21 protein-coding genes are annotated in these 21,760 nt (G+C 54.4%); 20 read left to right on the forward strand and 1 reads right to left on the reverse strand.

The window, feature by feature from the left end:
* The first annotated feature begins 775 nt into the window (after positions 1 to 775).
* From SK3146_RS23090 to SK3146_RS23180, 19 genes are all read left to right on the forward strand, one after another.
* Positions 776 to 1,603: a ParA family protein gene (locus SK3146_RS23090; protein ID WP_249860983.1), complete on the forward strand. Its 828-nt coding sequence runs from the start codon at positions 776 to 778 to the stop codon at positions 1,601 to 1,603.
* Positions 1,551 to 2,495 (forward strand): ParB/RepB/Spo0J family partition protein, encoded by a 945-nt coding sequence (locus SK3146_RS23095; protein ID WP_434006815.1) that lies wholly within the window; start codon positions 1,551 to 1,553, stop codon positions 2,493 to 2,495. The genes SK3146_RS23090 and SK3146_RS23095 overlap by 53 nt, the downstream gene beginning before the upstream one ends.
* 88 nt (positions 2,496 to 2,583) lie before the next feature.
* Complete coding sequence (locus SK3146_RS23100; protein ID WP_249860984.1) at positions 2,584 to 2,796, forward strand: hypothetical protein; 213 nt, start codon at positions 2,584 to 2,586, stop codon at positions 2,794 to 2,796.
* Entirely contained in the window at positions 2,784 to 3,332 is a 549-nt protein-coding gene (locus tag SK3146_RS23105) for a hypothetical protein (protein WP_249860985.1), read from the forward strand. Before SK3146_RS23100 ends, SK3146_RS23105 begins: the two co-directional genes overlap by 13 nt.
* A gap of 100 nt (positions 3,333 to 3,432) precedes the next feature.
* A complete protein-coding gene (locus SK3146_RS23110) occupies positions 3,433 to 4,539 on the forward strand; it encodes an SAF domain-containing protein (RefSeq protein WP_249860986.1) in 1,107 nt (368 codons plus the stop codon).
* An 11-nt stretch (positions 4,540 to 4,550) separates the two neighbouring features.
* Positions 4,551 to 5,258, forward strand: coding sequence for a hypothetical protein (locus SK3146_RS23115; protein WP_249860987.1), 708 nt, complete (start codon positions 4,551 to 4,553; stop codon positions 5,256 to 5,258).
* 34 nt (positions 5,259 to 5,292) lie between these two features.
* A complete protein-coding gene (locus SK3146_RS23120) occupies positions 5,293 to 6,138 on the forward strand; it encodes a CpaE/TadZ family protein (RefSeq protein ID WP_249860988.1) in 846 nt (281 codons plus the stop codon).
* Entirely contained in the window at positions 6,135 to 8,006 is a 1,872-nt protein-coding gene (locus SK3146_RS23125) for an ATPase, T2SS/T4P/T4SS family (protein WP_249860989.1), read from the forward strand. Before SK3146_RS23120 ends, SK3146_RS23125 begins: the two co-directional genes overlap by 4 nt.
* The gene (locus tag SK3146_RS23130) at positions 7,996 to 10,065 is read left to right on the forward strand and encodes a hypothetical protein (RefSeq protein WP_249860990.1); all 2,070 of its coding nucleotides are present in this window, start codon (positions 7,996 to 7,998) and stop codon (positions 10,063 to 10,065) included. The genes SK3146_RS23125 and SK3146_RS23130 overlap by 11 nt, the downstream gene beginning before the upstream one ends.
* Before the next feature lie 76 nt (positions 10,066 to 10,141).
* Entirely contained in the window at positions 10,142 to 10,621 is a 480-nt protein-coding gene (locus tag SK3146_RS23135; protein ID WP_148456349.1) for an ABC transporter permease, read from the forward strand.
* A gap of 82 nt (positions 10,622 to 10,703) precedes the next feature.
* Complete coding sequence (locus SK3146_RS23140) at positions 10,704 to 11,093, forward strand: hypothetical protein (protein WP_036623512.1); 390 nt, start codon at positions 10,704 to 10,706, stop codon at positions 11,091 to 11,093.
* A 10-nt stretch (positions 11,094 to 11,103) separates the two neighbouring features.
* Entirely contained in the window at positions 11,104 to 11,652 is a 549-nt protein-coding gene (locus tag SK3146_RS23145) for a hypothetical protein (RefSeq protein WP_036623510.1), read from the forward strand.
* Positions 11,639 to 12,622: a hypothetical protein gene (locus tag SK3146_RS23150; protein ID WP_249860991.1), complete on the forward strand. Its 984-nt coding sequence runs from the start codon at positions 11,639 to 11,641 to the stop codon at positions 12,620 to 12,622. Before SK3146_RS23145 ends, SK3146_RS23150 begins: the two co-directional genes overlap by 14 nt.
* 116 nt (positions 12,623 to 12,738) lie before the next feature.
* Positions 12,739 to 13,851, forward strand: coding sequence for a copper amine oxidase N-terminal domain-containing protein (locus tag SK3146_RS23155; protein ID WP_249860992.1), 1,113 nt, complete (start codon positions 12,739 to 12,741; stop codon positions 13,849 to 13,851).
* Positions 13,852 to 14,118: 267 nt separating this feature from the next.
* Positions 14,119 to 17,676 (forward strand): DUF5704 domain-containing protein, encoded by a 3,558-nt coding sequence (locus SK3146_RS23160; protein ID WP_249860993.1) that lies wholly within the window; start codon positions 14,119 to 14,121, stop codon positions 17,674 to 17,676.
* 24 nt (positions 17,677 to 17,700) lie between these two features.
* Positions 17,701 to 18,186, forward strand: coding sequence for a hypothetical protein (locus SK3146_RS23165; protein WP_249860994.1), 486 nt, complete (start codon positions 17,701 to 17,703; stop codon positions 18,184 to 18,186).
* A gap of 9 nt (positions 18,187 to 18,195) precedes the next feature.
* A complete protein-coding gene (locus tag SK3146_RS23170) occupies positions 18,196 to 18,372 on the forward strand; it encodes a helix-turn-helix domain-containing protein (RefSeq protein WP_179136252.1) in 177 nt (58 codons plus the stop codon).
* A gap of 32 nt (positions 18,373 to 18,404) precedes the next feature.
* Complete coding sequence (locus SK3146_RS23175; protein WP_249860995.1) at positions 18,405 to 18,845, forward strand: hypothetical protein; 441 nt, start codon at positions 18,405 to 18,407, stop codon at positions 18,843 to 18,845.
* 21 nt (positions 18,846 to 18,866) lie between these two features.
* Positions 18,867 to 19,133, forward strand: coding sequence for a helix-turn-helix domain-containing protein (locus tag SK3146_RS23180; RefSeq protein WP_249860996.1), 267 nt, complete (start codon positions 18,867 to 18,869; stop codon positions 19,131 to 19,133).
* Here SK3146_RS23180 and SK3146_RS23185 read toward each other — a convergent pair.
* A complete protein-coding gene (locus tag SK3146_RS23185; RefSeq protein WP_249860997.1) occupies positions 19,120 to 19,938 on the reverse strand; it encodes a hypothetical protein in 819 nt (272 codons plus the stop codon). The two genes, SK3146_RS23180 and SK3146_RS23185, sit on opposite strands and share 14 nt — an antisense overlap.
* A 64-nt stretch (positions 19,939 to 20,002) precedes the next feature.
* Between SK3146_RS23185 and SK3146_RS23190 the strand changes: the two genes are divergently transcribed.
* On the forward strand, positions 20,003 to 20,344 hold the full coding sequence (locus tag SK3146_RS23190; protein ID WP_249860998.1) for a TnpV protein: 342 nt from the start codon (positions 20,003 to 20,005) through the stop codon (positions 20,342 to 20,344).
* Positions 20,345 to 21,760 lie beyond the last annotated feature (1,416 nt).

Consider the following 21,760-nt stretch of genomic DNA (forward strand, 5'->3'; position numbering starts at 1 on the left):
AAAAGATAGCGACAAACCCTACAAAGCAGTGTATCGCGGCAGCGGTGAAATGACCAGGTATATATTTTTGGCGGAAAGAAAAGATTTCAATTATGAGCCCGGCGAATAATAGAAGCCAGTAATATGGTGCAGGTATTTGGGTAATTACATCACTATTCTTCATAAATAAAGCAATAAATACGACTAAGGATAAGAATAATACACCATTGAGAACAAGAGCAAACGTTGGGGGAATGTTATTTTTATTATTTTTGTTGTTACGCGTAAACGCAATTGAAACTAATAAAAGAAAAATGGATATAAAAAGGAAAGTAACCACGTTCCACCAACCTTTCTCTCAATTCGTCCTTATCTATATAATAACACATCGATATGGCTTAATACCCGTCTATTTCTAGACGTAAGTATTTTCTTTACAACTAAAGTGAACACTGAATTTGGTCTCTCTTACCTTGACAGAACAGTCCAATTTAGAATTCATTACATCGGAATGAGGGTGAATCGTCTTTCTCTTTAACCCACGGGATGGTTTAACCAACTCGTTACTTTGGTTCTTTGGATTGTTTGGAATGGAACTTCATAAGACCCCAGATGGAAAAAAGTAAAGCACGTCAATTTACTTACTTTTTCTCCATCAGTACGGGCGTCTTAATATAAGAATATTCAAGAGAACGCCCTTAATGCGGTGTTCTCTTTTTATATAGACAATTTTTTAAAAGCCAGTTGCACAGAATTTTCAGCGTAACCGGCTTTTTGCGTGAAAGGAGAATTGTAAATGACCAAGGTGATCGCCCTCGCCAATCAGAAAGGCGGCGTGGGCAAAACCACAACGGCGGTCAACCTGGGAATCGGTTTGGCTGGAAATGGGAAAAAGGTTTTGCTGGTCGATGCGGACGCGCAAGGCAACTTGACGGATTCGTTAGGGTTCCACGAACCGGATAATCTGTCGGTATCTTTGGCCACATTGCTGGCGAAAACGATGCTGGAAGAATCCTATGAAGCGCGGGAAGGTATTTTGCATCACCAAGAAGGTGTTGATCTGATGCCAGGCAATATTGAACTGTCCGCTGTAGAAGTATCGCTCGTCAATACGATGAGCAGAGAAACGATTTTGCGTTCGTACATCGACTCTGTTAAAGCCGATTACGATTACGTACTGATCGACTGCATGCCGAGTTTGGGCATGTTGACCATCAACGCGTTGGCGGCAGCAGACAGCGTCATTATTCCCGTACAGGCGCATTATTTGCCGGCCAAAGGAATGACCCAACTGTTGCAGACCATTTCCCGTGTGCGCAGGCAGATCAATCCAAAGTTGGTTTTGGACGGCGTGCTGCTCACGATGGTAGACAGCCGGACGAAATTTGCCAAAGACATTTCCTTTATTCTTCGGCGCGACTACGGCGACAAGCTGCGCGTGTTCAACACCGAAATTCCCTTATCCATTCGCGCGGCGGAAACGAGCGCCAGGGGAAAAAGCATTTATGCTCATGACCCCAATGGCCAAACGGCAAAAGCGTATGCCGCCTTTACGAAGGAGGTGCAGAGCATTGGCAGCGAAAGACGACATGCGCGCCAGCATCAAACTGACCACAGTCGCTGATTTATTCTCCACCGAGGAGAGCCGCGCCGATGAAAAGCGGGAAAAAGTGTTGGACATCCCTTTATCTGCAATCAGCGATTTTCCCGGCCACCCGTTCAAGGTGAAGGCGGATGAAGCGATGCTGGAAATGGCGGACAGCGTAAAGCAATATGGCGTTCTCGTTCCCGGTCTGGTACGTCCGAAGGCAGATGGCGGCTACGAAATGGTAGCCGGTCATCGGCGTAAAAAAGCGAGCGAACTGGCCGGCATGGAGACAATGCCCTGTATCGTCCGCGAACTGGACGACGATCAGGCAACGATCATTATGGTGGACAGCAACCTGCAACGGGAAAATATTTCGCCAAGCGAGAAAGCATTCGCCTATAAGATGAAGTTGGAGGCGATGAAAAGACAAGGACAGAGAACAGACCTAACTTCCGCCCAACTTGGGCGGAAGTTAGAGGGAAAAGAATCCAGGGAAATACTCGCTGAACAAGTTGGCGAGAGCAAGAATCAAATTTCACGCTATATCCGCCTTACCGAACTGACCCCCTCCATTCTCGAAATGGTGGACGATAAACGGATCGCCTTCAACCCGGCTGTAGAGCTTTCTTACTTGGCCGAAGAAGAACAGAAAGCCCTGTACGAAACGATGCAGTCCGAAGACTGCACGCCTTCGCTGGCGCAGGCGCAGCGCATGAAAAAACTGAGCCAGGACGGGCGGCTTAACGTGGATGTCATCTTCTCGATTCTCACAGAGGAGAAGCCGAACCAGAAAGAAAAGATGACCATTCGGCGCGAGCGGATCGACCGTTTCTTCCCGAGGGACTTTACTGAAAAGCAAAAGGAAGACCTGATCGTACAACTGTTGGAAAGCTGGTATAAAAAGCGGCAACGGGAACAGGAACGTTAACCTGTGACTGAAACATAACGATCCTGTTCGGCAGCACTCTCCCCTAAGACGGAGAGCTTTTTTATGCCCATTTCTGGGGAGGCGATATATGGTGTATTTCACGAAAGGGAGGCGTCGTCAATATGAGCGCCTGATGCAAGAAAAGCCGGGTTTCAACCGCGTTGAAGTATTGGAGGATGAGACCGAGCAGCCGCACATGCCAAAAAAGAAATCTCGTGAAGCCGGTCAATCAAATCGAAACCGGAGAACGAAGGAAGACCGCAACTATCCAGGAAGTGAGGACGGACGATGGAAGAAATGAAGCGAATGGTGGACAACTACGAAGTCGTTCAGGCCATCTCCATCGGGAAGGTGGAGGTGCTGCTTGGCATAGATGAAACCAATGCCGAACGTCCGTACATGGTTTGTACCTGCACCCGAAACCATTCGTTGGGTGTCGAGCAATTTTACGCGTTTTCAGTCGGTGCGGATTATCTTGAAGCCGTGCATGACTTTATTTCTCGCGTGCAATGGGAGCTGGAGGATCTCAAAGAAGAAAGGACCAGTGTCGAGGTCCCCCTATCTCCTCTTACGCAAGCCCAATGCCAGCCGATTCGCGAAGACATGCGCATTGGCAACCAGGTTGTCGTCATCCGGCCGGAACGGTTGCGTCCCGAATATCGCACCGCTGTTAACCAGCTTGTGCTGGCTCTAAGCGGATTTGGCACCTCTGCCAATTCCCGAGGTCGCGCCGTCTACGTGATCAATCTGTCTACCGGTGAAGAGGCTCGCTGGAATCGGGAAGATTTTATGGGTCTGATTAAACCGGAGCATATGCCCGCATGGGCGCAAGAATAACTGGAGCAGCATCAGGCTGTAACCCGGCAAAAGCCTGAGCGCCGTGACGAGGCCCGGTAAGAGATGCAATTCTATATATAGGAGAAAGGAGACGTGAGCGATGTCGTGGACGTATCGGCACCGCAAGACGCTTATTATCGCCGCCATTGCCGTAAGCATATGTTTGCTTGTGGCTGTGGCTATTTTTTCTCTGATCAAGCAATCAGAGCAAGAGCAAAAACAGCAGCAAATGAAGGAACAATATGAAAGGCAAATAGAAGAACTGAAAACGATAGAGGAACAATCGCGCAGAAGCGTTTGGACCGTGGCGCGTACCATTCCGGCTGGCGGCACCGTGACGGCGGAAGACCTCAAGTCTGTCCCGATGCCCGCGAGTCTGGTGCCATCCGGGATGATTACTGAACGGGAAGCGGCCATCGGCAAAAGCGCCAAAATCGAATTGCAGCCCGGAACGCCGCTGATGCCATCCATGCTGTATGAGAGCACGCCCATCCCGAAGGATGTGCGGGTGCAGGAGTTTCATGTCATTCAACTTCCCTCCAACCTTCAAAAAGGACAGTACATCGACGTGCGAATCAACTTCCCGACCGGCGAGGATTTTGTCCTGTTAGCGAAGAAGAAAGCGCGGGAGTTGTCGGGAACGGTCATCTGGCTCGAAATGAACGAGAAGGATATTTTGCAAACGTCAAGCGCGATTATCGATGCCTATTTGCAAGGCGCACGACTGTATGCCCTGCCCTATATCGAGCCGGGATTGCAGGAAGCGGCTGTGGTTAATTATCCCGCAAATCCGAAAGTGCTTGATTTGATGGAACATGATCCGAACCTGCTCGAAAAAGCGACAACCGAGCTTGCCCGCAAACTTCGCAAGACACTGGACGACAATCTGAAAGCCATGAGCGAGTCGGACAAACTGCGCGTAACGAGCGGCAGCGTAACGGTTCAGCAGCAACTGCAAAACGAACGGATTGTCACACAGCAAGGCAATGCCATGCATATGGCGACTCCATCGCCGCAACCGGCAGGCACAACGGCTACGATTGATCGCGAACCGTCGGCCGCGCAGCCGCTACCCTCCCCTTCCGATTCGTCAACGACGAATGGAAATCGGCCGGAAGCGCCTGCGGAGCCAGCGCCATCAGCGCCAGCTTCACCCTCGGAGGAGTCGTCCGGCACAAATAAACTGGAAAACATCTTTAACCAGTAAAGGAGGCCGTCATGAAAAAAGTCGTGTTTTTCGGCTCGCCGGATAAGAGTCATTTGCTTCTTGTGTTAGGCAAGCTGCTCACGGCATTGGATCGAAAGGTGCTGATCGTGGATTCCACCCTTGCCCAGTCCATGCAAGGCTATTTGCCGCGAGCGGATTTCGGCGATTCGCTGCGGGAGTTTGGAGGCATCGATGTGGCGACCGGGCTCATCACGCCAGCGCAATTGGAACGTTCTTTGTTTCAAGCCGGAGGCAAAGCGGCATACGATGTCATGCTGCTCGACACCGATCACACCGAATTTGTGAAAGGACGGGAGCTGCCGGGCTATGACAAGCGGGTATGGTGCAGCAATTGGAGCCGGCTCAGCATGCATAAAAACGCGGAGCTGATGCAGCGGCTGTGCCTTCACGAAGCAGTGGGGCAGCCGCTGCCGTTTTACAAACTGATTGCCCCCACTCTGCCGATCGCCATACCCGAGTCGTATATCGATTCGCTGCTGCCGCAGCAGGCTGTTCGCTGGGAGGACACCGTGTTCCGCTTTCCGCTGGACGAACGGGATATGTCGGTCGAACTGGACAACCAGCATCATGGCCGCATCGACATCAGGCGGCTGTCCGGGGCGTATCGCCGGAACGTGCTGGACATGCTGCAGCAGTTGTTTGATTGCGATGCCAAAACGGCCCGGCGGGCATGGGCTCGGTCTCGAAGACGCGGGTGAATCCAGGAATGTTGCACGAAAGGAGATGAAGCAAATGGGTTATACCGTGGTGTTTTGGAGTCCAGTACCGGGACAGGCCGGTACGACGAGCAACCTGGTTGCCACTGCGGCGCTGCTCGGATTGGAATACTCCTCGCGCCTTCTGCTGCTTGGGCATATGCAAAGCGAATACGCGGCCATCGAACGCGGCTTTTACCCGAGACGGACCTGGATGAGCAAAGCGGACACCCCACATGACGCGGGTATCGACGCGCTGCTCAGGCTTTTACAAAACCGCAAGCTGGAACCGAACAGGTTGCGGGATTACACGCTGCCGCTGCTCGCCGACCGACTCGACATCCTTCCGGGATCGAACAAGCCGGATGCATCGTTTGTTTCAGCCGCACAGGACTGGCTTGCGCCACTTTTGGAACTGACAAAGCGCGCTTACGATCTGGTATTGTTGGACGGCGGAAGCGGCAATGTGTCGGCGTGGACTGCGGCGCTGCTGCGTCAGGCGGATTTGCTGGTCGTCTGTCTGCCGCAAAACGTGCTCAAGCTGGAGCAGGTTTTTCCGCTGGTGGAGGCGCAGCTTCAGTCCAACCGGAAGCATTTGCTTGTATTCGGACAATACGATCCTCGCTCCGCATTGACCGTTCAAAATATCAAGCGCCAATTTCATCGGCGGGAGCCTGCGTACCCGATTGTCCATAATACGGGCTGGCTGGATGCGACCCAGCAAGGAGAAGCCGTCCGTTTTTTATTTCGCAACCGACAGGTACCGCGCGGTCATGAAAACGATCCCTTTATGCAACAAGTGCGGGCATTGGCGCAGGCGATCATCAACAACGCCGGACTGAACAAGCCTCTTTTCGGCGGGAAGGAGGACGATGACCGATGATGTTCGCGCTGAACGCTTTGCTTCTGGCGGGCATCCTCATCGCGATTGGCGTCTTGCTCTATTTGCGTATGAGCCGCCGCTTGCCGGAGCAGCCGGACGAAAAACCGGTCTACGCGCTGGAAGCGATGACCAAGTTCGTGAAAGAGGCGCTGCACGAGATGACAAGCAGCAACCTGATCGACTTCGGCTTGTCGGAAGAAGAATATCGCCGCCGCAAAAACAAGCGCGCAGAACTGAAGAAGGCACTGCGGGGTTGCACGTCCGGAGATTTGCGGGACAAGGCGTATGTGAAGCAGGTCATCGCCGATTTGCTCGAACAGCGCTATACCTTGGACGACAATAACCTGAATCGCCTCCTGCCGTTTGAAGACCCACAGGCGCTCACATCGCAAGATCAGTTTGATATTCTGCTCTTTCTGTTTAAGAAACAACATCGGTTGAGAGCACTGGACGAACTGATTCAAAAATACGAATTGGATCGCCCCAAACGGAGCCTAGAAGACGAAGAGACCGAATCGTACCGGATTACCGCCGGCGAAATCCGCGATATTTACAAGCAGGAAGCGTGCAAGTTATCTGCCGAGGACAAAACCCAGATCATTGTGCAGCGGATCTACCAACAGTACAAAGGGTTTAGCGTCATCGACGAAATCCGCGACATGAAAATTGACGGCATATCGGGAGGCGTCTCCGGCATCCCGCCCTCGATGTGGGAAGGCGAATGGAGCCTGGAGGAAGAAGCGCAGCTTTCCGAGGTGCCGAGGTCGCATGACAGCGTGTGGCTGTTTTATAAAGGGAAATCCATTCATTTGAGCTTCCTGTCCTTCGGCTCGGAGCAAGAACTGAGGCGCGTGTGCCAGAACGTGTACAAGCATAATTTTCCCGGCCAATTGTCCGAGGCGAACGGTTATAAGGTGAACGAAATGGCCGATGGCTCCCGCGTCGTCGTGCTGCGCCCCCGGTTCAGCGAATCGTGGGCTTTTTTTGTGCGCAAATTCGATGTGCAAAACGCCACGCTGGAACAATTGATTCAGGACGCCAACGCCGAGCTGCCCATCGGGCTGATCCGATATCTCGTCATGGGCGAGCGCATTACGGCCATCACCGGCGCGCAGGGCAGCGGCAAAACGACACTCTTGATGGCGATGGTGCGCTACATTCCGGCCATCTTGCCGATTCGAGTGCAAGAAATGAGCTTTGAGCTTCAACTTCGGAAAATATACCGGGAACGCAACATTTTAAGCTTGCGGGAAACGGAAACGATCTCCGGGCAGGACGGGCTGGACATCCAGAAAAAAACGGACGGTTCGGTCAATATTTTGGGAGAAGTGGCGACCGACCCGGTTGCCGCCTGGATGGTGCAGATGGCGCAGGTCGCTTCGCTGTTCACCTTGTTTACGCATCATGCCAAAACGTTCCGCGATCTCGTCTATTCGCTGCGCAACTCTCTGCTGAAGACAGGGGTGTTTACGAACGAAAAAGTGGCCGAACAGCAGGTCGTCAGCGTCATCAACTTCGATATTCACCTCAGGCGGGACGCGGACGGACATCGTTACATTGAACGTATCACCGAGTGTGTCCCGGTGGAGCAGGAAGAGGGCTATCCGGAGACGTTCCGCCACAAAACGACGACCGAGGAGAAAATGACGGCGTTCATGGAGACGATACTGGAATATTTCCGCCGATCGACGGACCGACCGATTTATCTCGCGCGGAACGTCATCGAGTACCGAGACGGACGCTATGTCGCCGTTCATCCGTTGTCCGAGCGAAACCGCAAGGAAATCGCCGCATGCCTCGCCGGTCCGGACCAGGCGGCGTTCGAAGCGTTTTTGGCGGTTTACTGGGGGGATGGCGATGAAGATTGAATGGCTGTCCCTGTTGCTCGGCGCGGCAACGGTGCTGTTCCTCGCGATGGTGGCGGCGTTTCAATGGGTATCCCGTCAAAGTTCAGACGCGGAGGCCGTTCGGCGGTATGAAGCGCTGCGCAAACCGGGCAAAGCTCGCAAGAAACAAGCGCTTCACAGCGTGTTGCAGCAGTTGTATCGCGTTTGTGAACGCGTGCCGATCCTGCGCGCTTACTTGCTTCAACTTCGCAAACGAATGAACATTCTCCAGCTAGGCGACGAATGGAAGCTGCGGCTGGAGACGATTAAGACGGTGCTCCTCATATGGGGCGTGCTGCTCGCGGCGGCTGTTCCGCTGGCTATCGGCGTGTGCGACCCGGCCACGCTCGGCATGATTGGCATCGGCTTCTGGGTTGGCCACGGGATCTTTTCGGACAACCTGGTCCATCGGCTGGAGACGCGGCTGCTGCGGCAACTCCGGCATTTTTTCTCGGATGTGCGTCATCATTATCATCGTCATGGCATGGTGGAAGAAGCCATTTATGAAGCGGCGGACGGCGCGCCGTATGAGATGGCGCTGCATGGACACGAAATATACGAAGTGCTCACGGCAAGCGACGCCGAGCAGCGGCTGGCGCAGTATATCGAGAGTGCGCCGAACCGCTATTTGCAGGGCTTGGCCGGGCTGTCGCATCTGGTGAAGGAATACGGCGACAAACGAACCGCAGCCGGTTCCGTGTACTTGAAGGCGATCGGGAAGCTTGCGACCGAGCTGAATCTGGAACTGCTGCGCCGCGAGCGCCTCAGTTTCCTGTTGCAAGGACTGACCGCCATCGCGCTGTTGCCGCTGCTGTTTACCCGTCCGATCGAAGCTTGGGCCAGCCATTACTTTCCGGCCATGGACACCTTTTATGCGAGCACGACCGGCTGGATCGTGAAAATCGGCCTGATGGCGGTCGTATGGCTGTCCTACGTCCTGCTGCGGAACATTCAGGAACTGGACGCGAGTCCAAAACCGACCGGCCGAAAAAGATGGGAGAAACGGGTGTACGAATGGCCGTGGATGCGCTGGCTTGTGCATCGTTTTGGTCCCGCCCCCGGTTCCAGGGAAGCTGACCGCATGGTCAAGCTGCTGAAGGACACCGCATCGCCGCTTCGGCTGGAATGGCTCTATGTGCAGCGCATTGTGGCGGGGGGCATGGCTTTACTGGCTGTGCTCGGGATGTTTATGGCGCTTCATGTCGCAAGCCGGCATCAAATCCTGCATGCGCCGGTAAAGCCGGGCATCCTGTTCGGCCAACTTTCGCCGGAGGAGGAAGCCAAGGTGCGCGAGGCGGCGGCGCTCGATCGCCGCATCATCGATCGCGCAAAGGAGGTGAAGCATCTCAGCGAAGAAACGGTGATGGCCCTGCTCCGCAGCGAATCGCCGATGACGGGCCAGGACGATCAGCTTCGCGCCGCGGCTCGGCGCATTATGGGCAAGCTCACGAAGCTGGACAATCAGTATGTGAAGTGGTGGGAAGCGCTCCTCGCCGCTCTCGCGGGATGGGGCGGCTACGCCATGCCGGTCGGCGTTCGGATGTTCCAGCGGCGCATGCGGCAGATGGAGATGAAGCATGAAGTGGACCAACTGCATGCCGTCATCGCCATGCTGGCGGATCTGGACCGGATGTCGGTCGAGCATCTGCTCATCTGGATGGAACAGTTTGCCCGCGTGTTCAAGGAACCGCTGCAAACGTGCTTGCTCCATTTCGAACAGGGCGCGGATCAGGCGCTGGCGCAGCTGAAAGAGGATGCGCCGTTTGTGCCGTTCGTCCGCACGGTCGAAAAGCTGGAACTGGCGGCGCAAAGTTTGCCGATTCGGGAAGCGTTCGACGACCTGGAGTCGGAACAGGCTTACGCGCAGGAGCAGCGCAAACAGGAGTACGAGCAATTGATTGAGCAAAAGGCAGGCTGGGGAAAATGGATCGGGTTTGCGCCGATGATGGCCCTCATTTTCGGCTATCTGGTCATTCCGCTCGTCATCGTCAGCTTGCACCAGATGTCCATTTACTACGAGCAGCTTCAGCGCATTCAGTAAGCGGACAGGTTGCGGCGCTTTCCAAACGGGAAACGTCTTTTTTATTTCGAATTTCATTTGAAGGAGAGATCGGTTCATGTCCAACGCGCAAAAAGCACTCGTGATGGCGGCAGGCATTTTTCTGGCCATCGCGCTCATTACCCTCGCCGTCGTATTGTTTATTTCCGCGCAAGACTCCACCAAGGCGGCGCAAAGCAACTTCAGCAATATCCAGACGGAGCTGTCGCAAACGGCGTTTACGGTGTACGACAACACGACGTTGTCGGGCAGTCAGGTGGTCAACGCGCTGCGCAAGTTCAGCGATAAAGAAGAGTTCGGCATCCAGATTGTCACCGGGAAAAATCCGGCGGGTCAGTGGTATGGCAAGGTGATCAACACGGGTGTTCCGATCGACAGTGTGACTTACGGCTCAGTGGTTGGTGATGCGCCGGGGCAACTGAGCCATGCGCTCGATGAAGCGAATATCAACTACGTCAATCCGAGCGGCAAATTTCGGGCGCAACTGGTGCACGACAGCAGCAACGTCATTCGCGGCATCGTGTTTCGTCAGCAGTAAGCGCCCTTACTGACATCACAACGCTGACGGGGCGTCCTTTCGGGTATAGACGGACGCCCCGGCGTTTTCAAGGAGGAAGCCGATGGAACATGCCCCCAGAACGATGCTGGAAATGAGCGTGGCCTGTCTTCTCTTTCTGATGGCCGCAACGAGCGGACTCATGCTCTTTCAAACCGGGGCCGCGCTGAACGCCACCGCCTATGTGTCGGGAAAGACGCTGGATCGCAACATGCAGATGACGTTTTCGCCGATTGCCGGCGACGGCACCGTATCCGGCGCAGAGGTAGCGCAATCCATTGCCCGGCTGGAGACGGGAGACGCGGAAATTGTGGTGGACGGCGTTCGATACGTGCCGCCGCTCGATCGGGACCCGTTCGTCCCCGCCGGCATTCGCCTGAATGCCCGGTATACGGCAGTCGCCCAGCGAGATGCGTCCGGACAACTGGTGCGTCTCATTTTCGCTTTACGCTAAGGAGAATGCCATGAACAGTATCTCGAAAGTTTTCGCGGCGCTCATTGCCGTTCTTTTGCTCTACCTCTACCCCATTTCCGCAGCCTTCGACCAGCAGGACGATATTTCGGAACTGGTCGTCCTGAAAGCGACGACAACGTTTGTGGATGCAGTGCGGGACAAGGGCTTTGTGTCGCCGAGCATGTATACGGACTTTATGGAGGCGATTGCGGCAACGGGCAACACCTTCGATGTGCAAATGGAACACGGAAGCAAAAAGTACGTGCCGGTTTACGACGACCCGACAAGGCCGGATACGTTTCGGGGCAGCTACGAAGTGCACTACGACCTATTTTACAACGCGCAGATTTTGCCTGTGCTGTTCCCGAACAGCGCGGCCGCAAAAGACGATCCGGCGAGACGCTACAAACTGCGGGTCGGCGATACATTTGCGGTCACGGTTAAAAATACGAACCGGACTCCCGGCACGATCCTGTTCGATTTCCTGAACCAGGCCATCAGTCCGAACGAAAAAATCTTCATTCCTTACGGCGGGGTGGTGCGCAATGAGGCTGATTGAATGGGCCATTGTCGGGGCGCTCATTTTCCTGCCGTTTGCGACCGTGAACCGGATTGAAGTCGAAACGCAGCGGAAGGCGCTACTCTCCGAGCTGCGCTATAACACCGCGCTGGATGCGGCGGTGGATGACGCAGCGCGGATGTTGACCGTCAATGCGAATCAGCAGCGGGAGACGCAATACGAATCGGCCAAGCGGGTGGCGCTGAACAAGGACGAAGCGATTGCCGCTTTTTATCGGACGCTGTACGCAAGCTTCGGCATTGCCGACGATCCCGTTGCGCAAGGCGTACTGGGTCGGTATATCCCGGCTATTGCGGTGATTGGTTACGACGGCTTCTACGTCTATGCCGAGGAGGAGTGGACGGGAGCCGACGGGAAAACGGAACGGAAACCGGTCTGGGGAGCGAAAAAGCCGTATGCTTACGCCGATTCATCGGGCAACAGCCTTTCGTTCACGCTGGACGATTTCGTCCTCGCTTACGATGCGGGCAGCCGGAGCTGGCACGAAGGCTTGCGGGCCGACGTCGGGCAGCAGACGAATATTGCGCTATTAAAGGATGCGGAACGATTTGAGCAGGTGCGCCGGAGCACCATCGTCCGCGCAATTGAAGACGAACTCGCCTACCGGATCAATAAACACAACGAATCGGTTTCCCGATACGGCTTTTCTTACACCTTCATGCTGCCGACCATTTCGCAGGAGGAATGGCACAATACCGTGGATGACGTCGGGGTGCTTGCCTTTATCCAGGGCATTCAAATGGGAGGCAAGTTTTACAACAATTATGCGCTCGGCGGAAGCCGCGTGCTCAAGAAGCCGGAGATTGTCGGGGCCAGGAAAGGAAACATGAAAGTGTATTATCGTAGCACATGCGGCTTTACTTATCCGATGGAAGAGACGTTTTCCAGCGAAAAAGCTGCTGCGCAAAAAGGCTATATGCCGCTGGACTGTCCTGTCTCGCCATCTTAACGAGACGGCGGTTATTTCGGAAAAGTGGACACGCCGTCGGATCGGCTCTATGATGAACCTGACAGTCGAAATCTTCCAAACTTGTCATGATCCCTATGAAGAGAGGAGCGAATGGCGTGAGAAAATGGATATTTTCAGGACTTGTCGTCACGATGATTTGCAGCCTGTTCAGTGCGACGGCAAGCGCAGCAGGCAAACCTCCGTCTTTTGTCAGCGTCGTCATGGACGGACAAAAAATCTGGTTTCCCGATGCGCAAGCATTTGTCGATGAAAACAACCGGACGCTCGTGCCGGTTCGATTCATCGCGGAACAGATGGGCGCGAAAGTTGGATGGGAGCCCAAAACCATGACCGTTCCGATTGAGCGGGACGACCTGCATATTGTGCTTACGATCGGCGATAGCACGGCGCTCGTCAACGGTAAAGAAGTGGTCTTCGATTCGAAGGCGATCACCAGCGGCGGCCGGACGTTTGTCCCGCTGCGTTTTGTCAGCGAAGCGCTGGGGGCGAAAGTGAATTGGGATAGCCCGACATCGACCGTATTTATTTCCATACAAGAAGACGCCAATGCAAAGTACGATGAATGGGGCCGCCTGATTCGCACAACCCATTTGCCGAAGAACGCGAAAGATTACCCGTACATTCTGGCCGATGTGCCGAATGAAGCCTATGAAATGGCCTATCCCTACTCGCATCCTACGGACAGCAAGGTTTCTTCGGTGCTCTATTCGACCATACCGGAATTCAATAAGAAAAACGTGGATATATGGATGAACCGTCTGAAAACGTTCGGCGCGTTGTGGCTGAACATAGACTACAAAACGATTGACGATACGTGGGCGCAGGCGGTATTTGCCACAAAAGTACAAAGCTCCAATGCGGAATTGAAATATATCCGGCGGTATGTGGAGTGGGTTAAAGAAAACAAGATTCAGACCGAAGGATACCTTGATCCCGAGCCTTCCATGATCTATAAAGACGGGTTTGGAAATAATTATGTACGTTCCAAGTTCAGAATCAAATTCAACTCATTCACGGAAAGTAAAAATTTGCTGTACGATGAGCGGTTCCCCAATGATCGCAAATTCGATAAGCAGGTTTGGTACGAAGGTTACGCGGATATTTCCCTTTCCACGAATGTTGGCGGCGATTGGGGCAGTACATTGAAAGTCGATCCGGGAGCCAGTTTATTCCGCAATTATTTCATCAGAAAGGCGGACTCGGAATAGATGAAGAAAAACAAATTCATAAAATCGGCGTTGAGCGTGCTTCTGGCATGCTCTTTTTTATTTTCGGGTTTTCCTTTCGCAGCGAAAGCCGAAACCCCAAAAGTAAGAACTGAGGCAGGAAAAATCAGCTTTGAAATCACCAGTACGGCTGCAACATCGTCTATTAGATACAGAACCGTGGGTTGGACGGTGCGCCGTGACCAATTATGTTCGAATACGACGCCCAAGCAGTGTGGCGATCCGAGAAGCGGCCAACATGCTTCATTTTTGGACCAGCAAGTACGGCAAGTAGGACAGGAACCGAATCCGCCGATCCCCGGCCAGCCTGTCACGACCTATTACGAAGTCAGCGAGGCGCTTGTCACGGAAGGCATGTGGAACGCGGGCATGGGCGACATCAAAGACAACGACGACTTATATTTGTATGCCATCATGGTGTCCATCGACGGAAACGGCAACGTGCGCAAAGGGCCCTTTTATACGTTAGATGAGATCAAGAGAGCCGAACCTTGGGCGCACCCGGACGACTTGGACGATTATTTCGGCATTCATGTACCCTATCGAAGCGCGGAATTTCCCGTCGATGTCATTGCAAAAACCGTAGACGGCATAGTCATTCAAAGACCGGAAGTTACATTTCTAAAGGGCAAGTACAAAGTTGGGGAAACGATCGATCATGAATTTCCTGAAACGATTGAGGACAACGGAAAAACGTATACGATCGTTCGCTCCTATTTATCGCCCAAGCAGGACTCGACGCGGAAAGACTGGCTGCAAGAAAATCCCGAAACGAATCCGAAGGTGCGAACGAGAAGCTTTACGGTACATCTGGGCGGAACGGACGCGGTTGCCGAATACGCAGAGAACAATCCGGTGAAGGCCATCTATCAAAAAGAAGACGGCACCAAACTCAAAGAAGTGGACAAAGGCGTTTTCGCAACCGGCGAGGAAGCGAACCATACGTTTGAAGGACAAATCACTTTCGGCGGTCAGACGTATGAAATCATCCGCTCTTACATTACGAACAATAACAAACCCGACGAGAAGTTGTTCGTTCTGGAAAAAGGCGAACCGAAGCTCAAAGAGCGCTCCATTCTGGTGGGATCGGGCGGCTCCAACTTTATCGGCATTTACAAAATTCCCTCCTCAGTAACGGTCGCGTCCCGGATTGAAGCGCCGGAAACGGTCGACCAAAACGTGACCGAAGTGGACGGGAATTTTGTTTTTGAAGTCAAGTCGCTAAAGAATTTGAAGTCATACGAAATCACGGATATTCGAAATGCCAGGCTCGTTCAAACGGACGACAAAACCGGACCCCTCTCCGGCACTTCGACGAGTAAAACGATTCCGATCAAAATCCCGTTCACGTCCGGCGACAAAGTGAGCGTGCAAATCACTGTCGTCGTAAAGGATGTGGACGGCAATACGGGGGATTCGACATCCGATCATACGGTGCGTAAAGGCGACGGCGGCGGAGAACCGCAGCCTGGCGCTTCCCAACAGGCCGAAGTGATGGAGCCAAGCGTTTCTGCCGTCATTCAGGCGGATGCGCGCGGCGCAGAAAAATTTGATGTGCTGCAAGGCATTCCGACTTCAGAGAGCCTGTATGTGAACGCTTTGGCCAAATCGTACTTGTATCGCAACACGTTCACGGAAACGACCGGCACGAAGCAATACCCGATTCAGGTGAGTAAAACATATACCCTTACCTGGACGGAGACTCAATCCGGTCCGCCCGATGCAGACGGGAATCCGACGACCATTACCGTTCCGCGTTCAGATACACAGACGGTCACCAAAAACTATTCGATTGAACGCAAGTACAGCTTCTGGACGATTCAAAATCTCGAAGTGTACAGCATTCAAAAGGCGATGGTCTCCAATTATTCGCTTCCTTCGGGAACGGTTACGCTGGAGCCGAGTGGCTATACGCCGCCAACCGTTTCCGCCGCGCACGATGCGCCGCTCAACGCGCATATCATCGATCCGGTCTATTCAAATGTGATGCTTCCCGGACAAACGATTTCCGGCGGCTCCAGACGGCCTTCCGTACCAAACGAGGATTGGACCAACGAGGCCGAGAAGGCCATCGGCAAGATCAAGGTGAAAAACGACTTGTTCGTTTTTAACGGGATTACGATTATGGACAACCGGACCGTTGAGGAAAAAGCACCGACGCCGGGGGCGATACCGGCCCCGTCGATGATCGGTCAGGATGTGCTGTACGGCAAAGGTTATCTCATTGACGCTTCCAAAACAAACAAAGCGAATCAGCCGAGTACCGGCACAATAACGTACTCCTTGATTAAAGGCATCGGTGGCGGAGGAAACAAAACTTTTCCGATTGGCGGCATCAACCCGGTAACCGTGCATACGCCGGTGGTGAACTACGCCACGGTGTCGGACGATCAAGACCACAACCAGAAAACGCAGCCGACTGCCGGGCGATCAGCGCTCATTCTGGACCGGCCCTTTACCGTGACGATTCCGACAAGCGGCCCGCACAAGGACATCAAGGGCTATGGAAATCGGGATTATGCCAAGTATGTGAGGGACAAGCAGGTACGCTTTCCGTTCGATGTGTACAAAGCGGATCGCACAACGCTCGTCCCCAAGGACACGTGGGTGTCCATCCCGGTCGGTCAGTTGCAGACGACTTTCTATTTACCCGTTTGGGTGGACGAGGGCAATTACGACGTGTTATTCCGAACGTTTGCCGAGAATAGTCCGGCCTCCTTTACGTCCCAGATGAATGCCAATCTGGACTTGTCCAACCATGTGGCTACGCAGGTGGTTCCGGTGGAAGTGATCGGCCGTCTCTATGATTTCCGCATCACCGACATTGCCGATTTTGCCTGGGAATCGGTGTTCCGCACCCAAAAGGGCAGCGTGACGCCGACAGGAAACGCCTATTGGGTCGGCACGAAAGGCATTGACGGTGCACCGCGCGGCAATACCCCTCCTTACGTGCTGCCGGTACGGCAAGGCAGTCACCCGGAGAGCGGCAAGAAAAATGTAGCGGTCAAAACGGGTTACCATTTCAAATTCGAAGTCATGACGAAAGGTAACATGTTCGGTTCGGGCGACGGGATTAAAGTCACGCCAACTTTTTACTTCGTGGACAGCAAAGGCCGTAATCGGCAAGAAGTCGATCTTTACTATCATTCAGGCAGTCAGCGGTTTATTCGTATCGGCTCCGGCGACGATGCGGAGAAACGGTATGTGACGCTCGACGCCCGCCTGCGCAATGTGCCGAAGCAGGAGTTGACCGACACCGCCGCAACGCTTTGGGCGCTAAACGGTTCGCCCGGAGCGAGGCAGACGTTTATCGATCAATATGTAAAGGATGCGCAGAAGCCGACGTATGTGGGCGGCTACGATATCATGCTGCTGCCGCCTCAGCTTCGGACGTTTGTCGGAAGCATGCAGGTGCCCTCCGGCATCGATGCGGCCCGCGCCAACGCTTCGGTTCAGCGGTGGAGGGGAGACTACAGTTTGCCCGCCGCGCCGTACGTGGTGCCGAAAGGCTTCAATCTGGCCGAGTACGGCCGCACGCACCGGCTGGACGACCATGCGCCCGTATTTCTGAAGGATGGGTACATCATCGTCAATTTCAACATCGCAACGATCCGCAATCAAGACTTGAACCATCCGCATCTGCAATACAAAAACGCGCCGCTGGACAATCAGTGGCGAATGGAAGGGTTTCAGCGCAGCTTCGTCGATCCATACGGGGCAACGTTCTCCCTGCTGGACGGCGACGTCGTCTTTTATCATGCCGATTTGTCCAGCTACGACGACTTTGGGACGGGAGGCACCCATTAAATTCACCAGACAGGAGGGATAAACATGTTGGAAAAGCTGCAAAGTGCCGCGCCAGAAGATACGGCTTATTTTTATTCCGCTTCTGCCGCAGAGGAGATCGAACGTGGCTGCATCGGCCACCTGCGCGGCGATTTTGGGCGGTCGGGCGAGGAGTTCTGGGTAACCTGGTTTCCCCGGCGCTCTCCCTTTGAAACGACTGCTTTTAAAGAAGAATTGGGTAAGGTCTTTCAAGCTATCGGCGATCAGAAGGTGCTGAAAAGCCGCCAGCATATGTTACGATTTTGCAGCGAGCATCCGGAGGCGCGCATCGGCGGTGCTTGGAGCACGGATGTATACGGGTTTTGCATGCAAACGCAGGATCACCGCTACTATTTGCGCTGCTTTCCCTTTGCCGGGGATTACAACTTTTACTTGTACTGCTATGCCCGGCCGGAGCGCTTGGTGGAGCAGCAACAGCAAGCGCCTTCCACGCCTGCCGCACAGAAGAAAAAAACGAAAACGCAACGATAGGAGGACGCAATGAACGATCTCACTCGTTATCGGCTGCTGGACGGAGCCTCGCTTCCGCTTGCGGCCAAGCTGGTGTACTGCTATTTACTGGATTTGGCGGGCGGAAAAAACAGCCCCGTGTGGCTTTCCTCCCGTCGGCTTGTGGCAGATATCGGACTTTCCCCTTCTATGTGTGTCGCAACCTAGAGCGAACACCTACCAGCCGGGAGGAAAAGAATATGCTGGAAAAACTGCAAACGGCCGTGTCGGAAGATGCGGCCTATTTTTATTCCGCTTCAATAGAGAAGGATACGAAACGGGGTTGCATCGGGCATCTGCGCGGTTATTTTGGCAGCAGCGGCGAGACGTTCTGGGCAAACTGGTTCGAGCATTTGCCAACGTTAAAAACGCCGGCTTTCCGGGCGGAACTGGATGCGGTTGTGCAGGCATTGACGGAGCAGGGATGGCTTCAAAGCCGCAGCCGAATGCATCAACTTTGCCTGTCGCATCCGGAGGCCCGATTATCGGGGGCGTGGCATTCCGGCGTATATGGCTTTTGTTTTCAAACAGAGCGCCATCGGTACTACCTGCGTTGTTTCCCATATGCGGGAGACTACAATTTCTATCTGTACTGCTACGTCCGGCCGGAGCGTTTGTCGGAACGGTCGCTGGAGCGTTAGCGTCTGCCGAGGAGGAAGCCTATGAACGATCTCACACGGTATAAACTGCTGGCCGGAGCGAAGGTCCCTCCTGCAGCAAAGCTATTGTACAGCTACCTGATGGATCGCGCGGGCGGGCTGCACGGCTACGTCTTGTTGTCCGGCAAAAAGCTGGCTTTGGAGGTGGGTCTTTCCCCTTCGACCGTCCGCCGCAATCTGCACCTGTTGCAGCGTATCGGACTCCTTCGGATAACGGCCCGTTATTCCGAAGAAGGCATTCGCCTGACCAATCAAATCACGTTTCGGTAAGGGAGGTGCTCTCGTGACAGCCAAGTTGCAACGCATCGTCGAACTGGCTGCCAGCACGGCTCGCACGGTGACGAATCAGCCTGAGCGGTGGGCGGATTTTTTGCGGACGGCGGCCTGGAACTATAAATATCCGTTTCAGGATCAACTGCTGATCTACGCCCAACGTCCGGACGCGACGGCCTGCGCGCCGATTGACGTCTGGAACAAGCGGCTGGATCGCTGGGTGAAGCGCGGCGCGAAAGGGATTGCCCTGATCGAAGATAGGGGCAACCATCTGGGCCTGCGCCATGTGTTTGACGTATCGGACACTCAGAGCAGACGCCAGCAGCAGGTCTCGCTTTGGCGATTGCAGGACAGCGATACGGCTCATGTGATGGAGACGCTGGAAAATGCGTTCGGCACGCCGGACGAGAGCGAACGGCGTGCGGATCTGCCTGCCGCGTTGCTCGCTGCTGCGCGGAATGCGGTGGATGACAACAGCGCCGATTATGTGGCGGAGTTGATGAAAGAGCGGGAGCACAGTTTGCTGGAGGACCTGGATAATTCGCATGTGGAGTTGCTGTTCAAGCAAGCTGCCGAAACGGCCGTCGCTTACATGGCGATGATCCGTTGCGGACTCGATCCCGCACATTATATCAGCATCGAAGATTTGTCCGGCATCGGGTATTTCAACACGCTTCCTGCGCTGTCCCACTTGGGCGCAGCGATTAGCGATGTGTCCGAGATGATGCTGCGGGAAGTGGAATCGACCGTCCGAGCGCTGCGCCGGGAGGCGCAACGTGCTAATGATGGTCAATCGTTCCATACCCTTGCAAGACCCGATTCCTTGCCGCACAATGAAGCTACCCTGCAAGAAAGGAAGGATGAACATGGAACTCACGTACACGCCGCAAGGGGATTATCTGCTGCCCAACCTGACGCTGAGCGAAGCGGAGACGGCCATCGGGAAGTACGGGATGATGCGCAAGACGTTTCTGAAAACCGAGCGGAAGGGCATGTACGCCCATCTGATGTTGTCGGAGCAGTTGAACCGGCATCTGGCGGACATCGACCGGACGGCGCGGGAGCAGATCGACCGGACGATAAAGGAACTGCTCGCGTCTCACCCGGCACCGGACAAGGCGAGCGATCCGCTAGCCTGGACGGGACATATGAACAACCTGAAGCAGCAGGCGGAGGAACTGATTCTGGCGGAACTGATTTATCATTAAAATGGTACGACCGGGAAACGGAGGACCGAAGTCTTCCGTTTTTTCACGACCAGGCCATCATCAATGACATGCTTCGAGCCGCGCCGCTGCGGGAGAGCAAGTCGGACATCGCAGCATTTTTCCTTGCTCATGAGGACGAGCGCGAGCGCATGTTGTATGTGCGCGGTTTGTTTCCGGCAGGCATCACCGAACTGACGCTTGATGAAGGCGTACGAGCAGGATTTGAACCGTATCGCAACGTTTTGCATCTGTGGACAGGTACGGCGGAGGAACGCACGGCGCAAAGCTTTTACGATTGGGGCGTCATCGCCGAGCATATCGCCAGCATGATGCTGTTGAACGAATTTGACTTGTCGGGAAAGTTAGAACCATCCATCGAGCAACAGACGCTGTGGATGGAACAAGCGGAGGACGCAAAAGCCTCCGCTTTTTTCATGCCGCAAGCGGTCATTGACGCCATTTTGCAAAACGGCAGCGGTTTTGAGAACGGCAAGTATCGCATTGCGCTGCATTTCCAGCAGTCGCTGTCCGCACAGGAGAACGCCGATTTCCTGAAACGGGAATACGGGACCGGCGGGCGTCTTCCCGCGCTGATCGGCACGGATATTCACATGAATTATGACAGCAAAGGCATCACGCTGACCCGCGGCCCGATCATGAACCCGGATACGCAAGTCGTGCTGCCGTGGATGAACGTGCAGAAACGTATCGGCGAACTGCTGGCAGCGGGACGTTACTTGAACCGGCAGGAAGCCGAGCGATTGCCCGCCTTTGCGGAAGAACAGGAAGAAAAGCGGCGGGAGCAAATGGCGGAAATGGCCAGGCGCGAATTGCCGCAGCCGGATGTATCGCCCTCGGAGGGGTTTCCTCTACCGGACGCGCAAGCGGAACCGGAACACGCGCCGGTGAATCGGGAACGGGCGCGCTACGGTTATGACGCGGGCAGCACGGTCTGGATCGGTGCGGACGAATATGAAATTGTGCAGCTGGAGCAACGAACAGTGGTGCTGCAAGACCGTCAGTTCCCGCTCTTCATCAAAGAACTGAATCGCCGGGATTTTGAGCGGATGCTGCGCGAAAATCCGCTGAACGATCATCTGATTACCGGAGAGCAGGAGCCGGAACGGTCTGACGAAGCGGCCTGGGAAACAGCGGAAGATGCGGTTTCACCGGAAGAGCCGGTGACGGAGGGGCGAGAGCCCATATCGCAGCCAGACACTTCCCTTTCCCCTGATCCTGAGGCCGGCCGCACCGCGCCAGCCCGCCCGTCTGTTCCGGCTGTCAACTACCGGATTACGGATGATGAGCTGGGGCATGGCGGCGCAAAAACGAAGTTCAAATGGAACATGGAAGCGATTCGGCTGCTGAACAAGCTGGAGCAGGAGCAGCGGCAAGCGACAGCGGACGAGCAGGCGG

The organism is Paenibacillus konkukensis, assembly GCF_023523925.1.
GTDB lineage: Bacteria > Bacillota > Bacilli > Paenibacillales > NBRC-103111 > Paenibacillus_S > Paenibacillus_S doosanensis.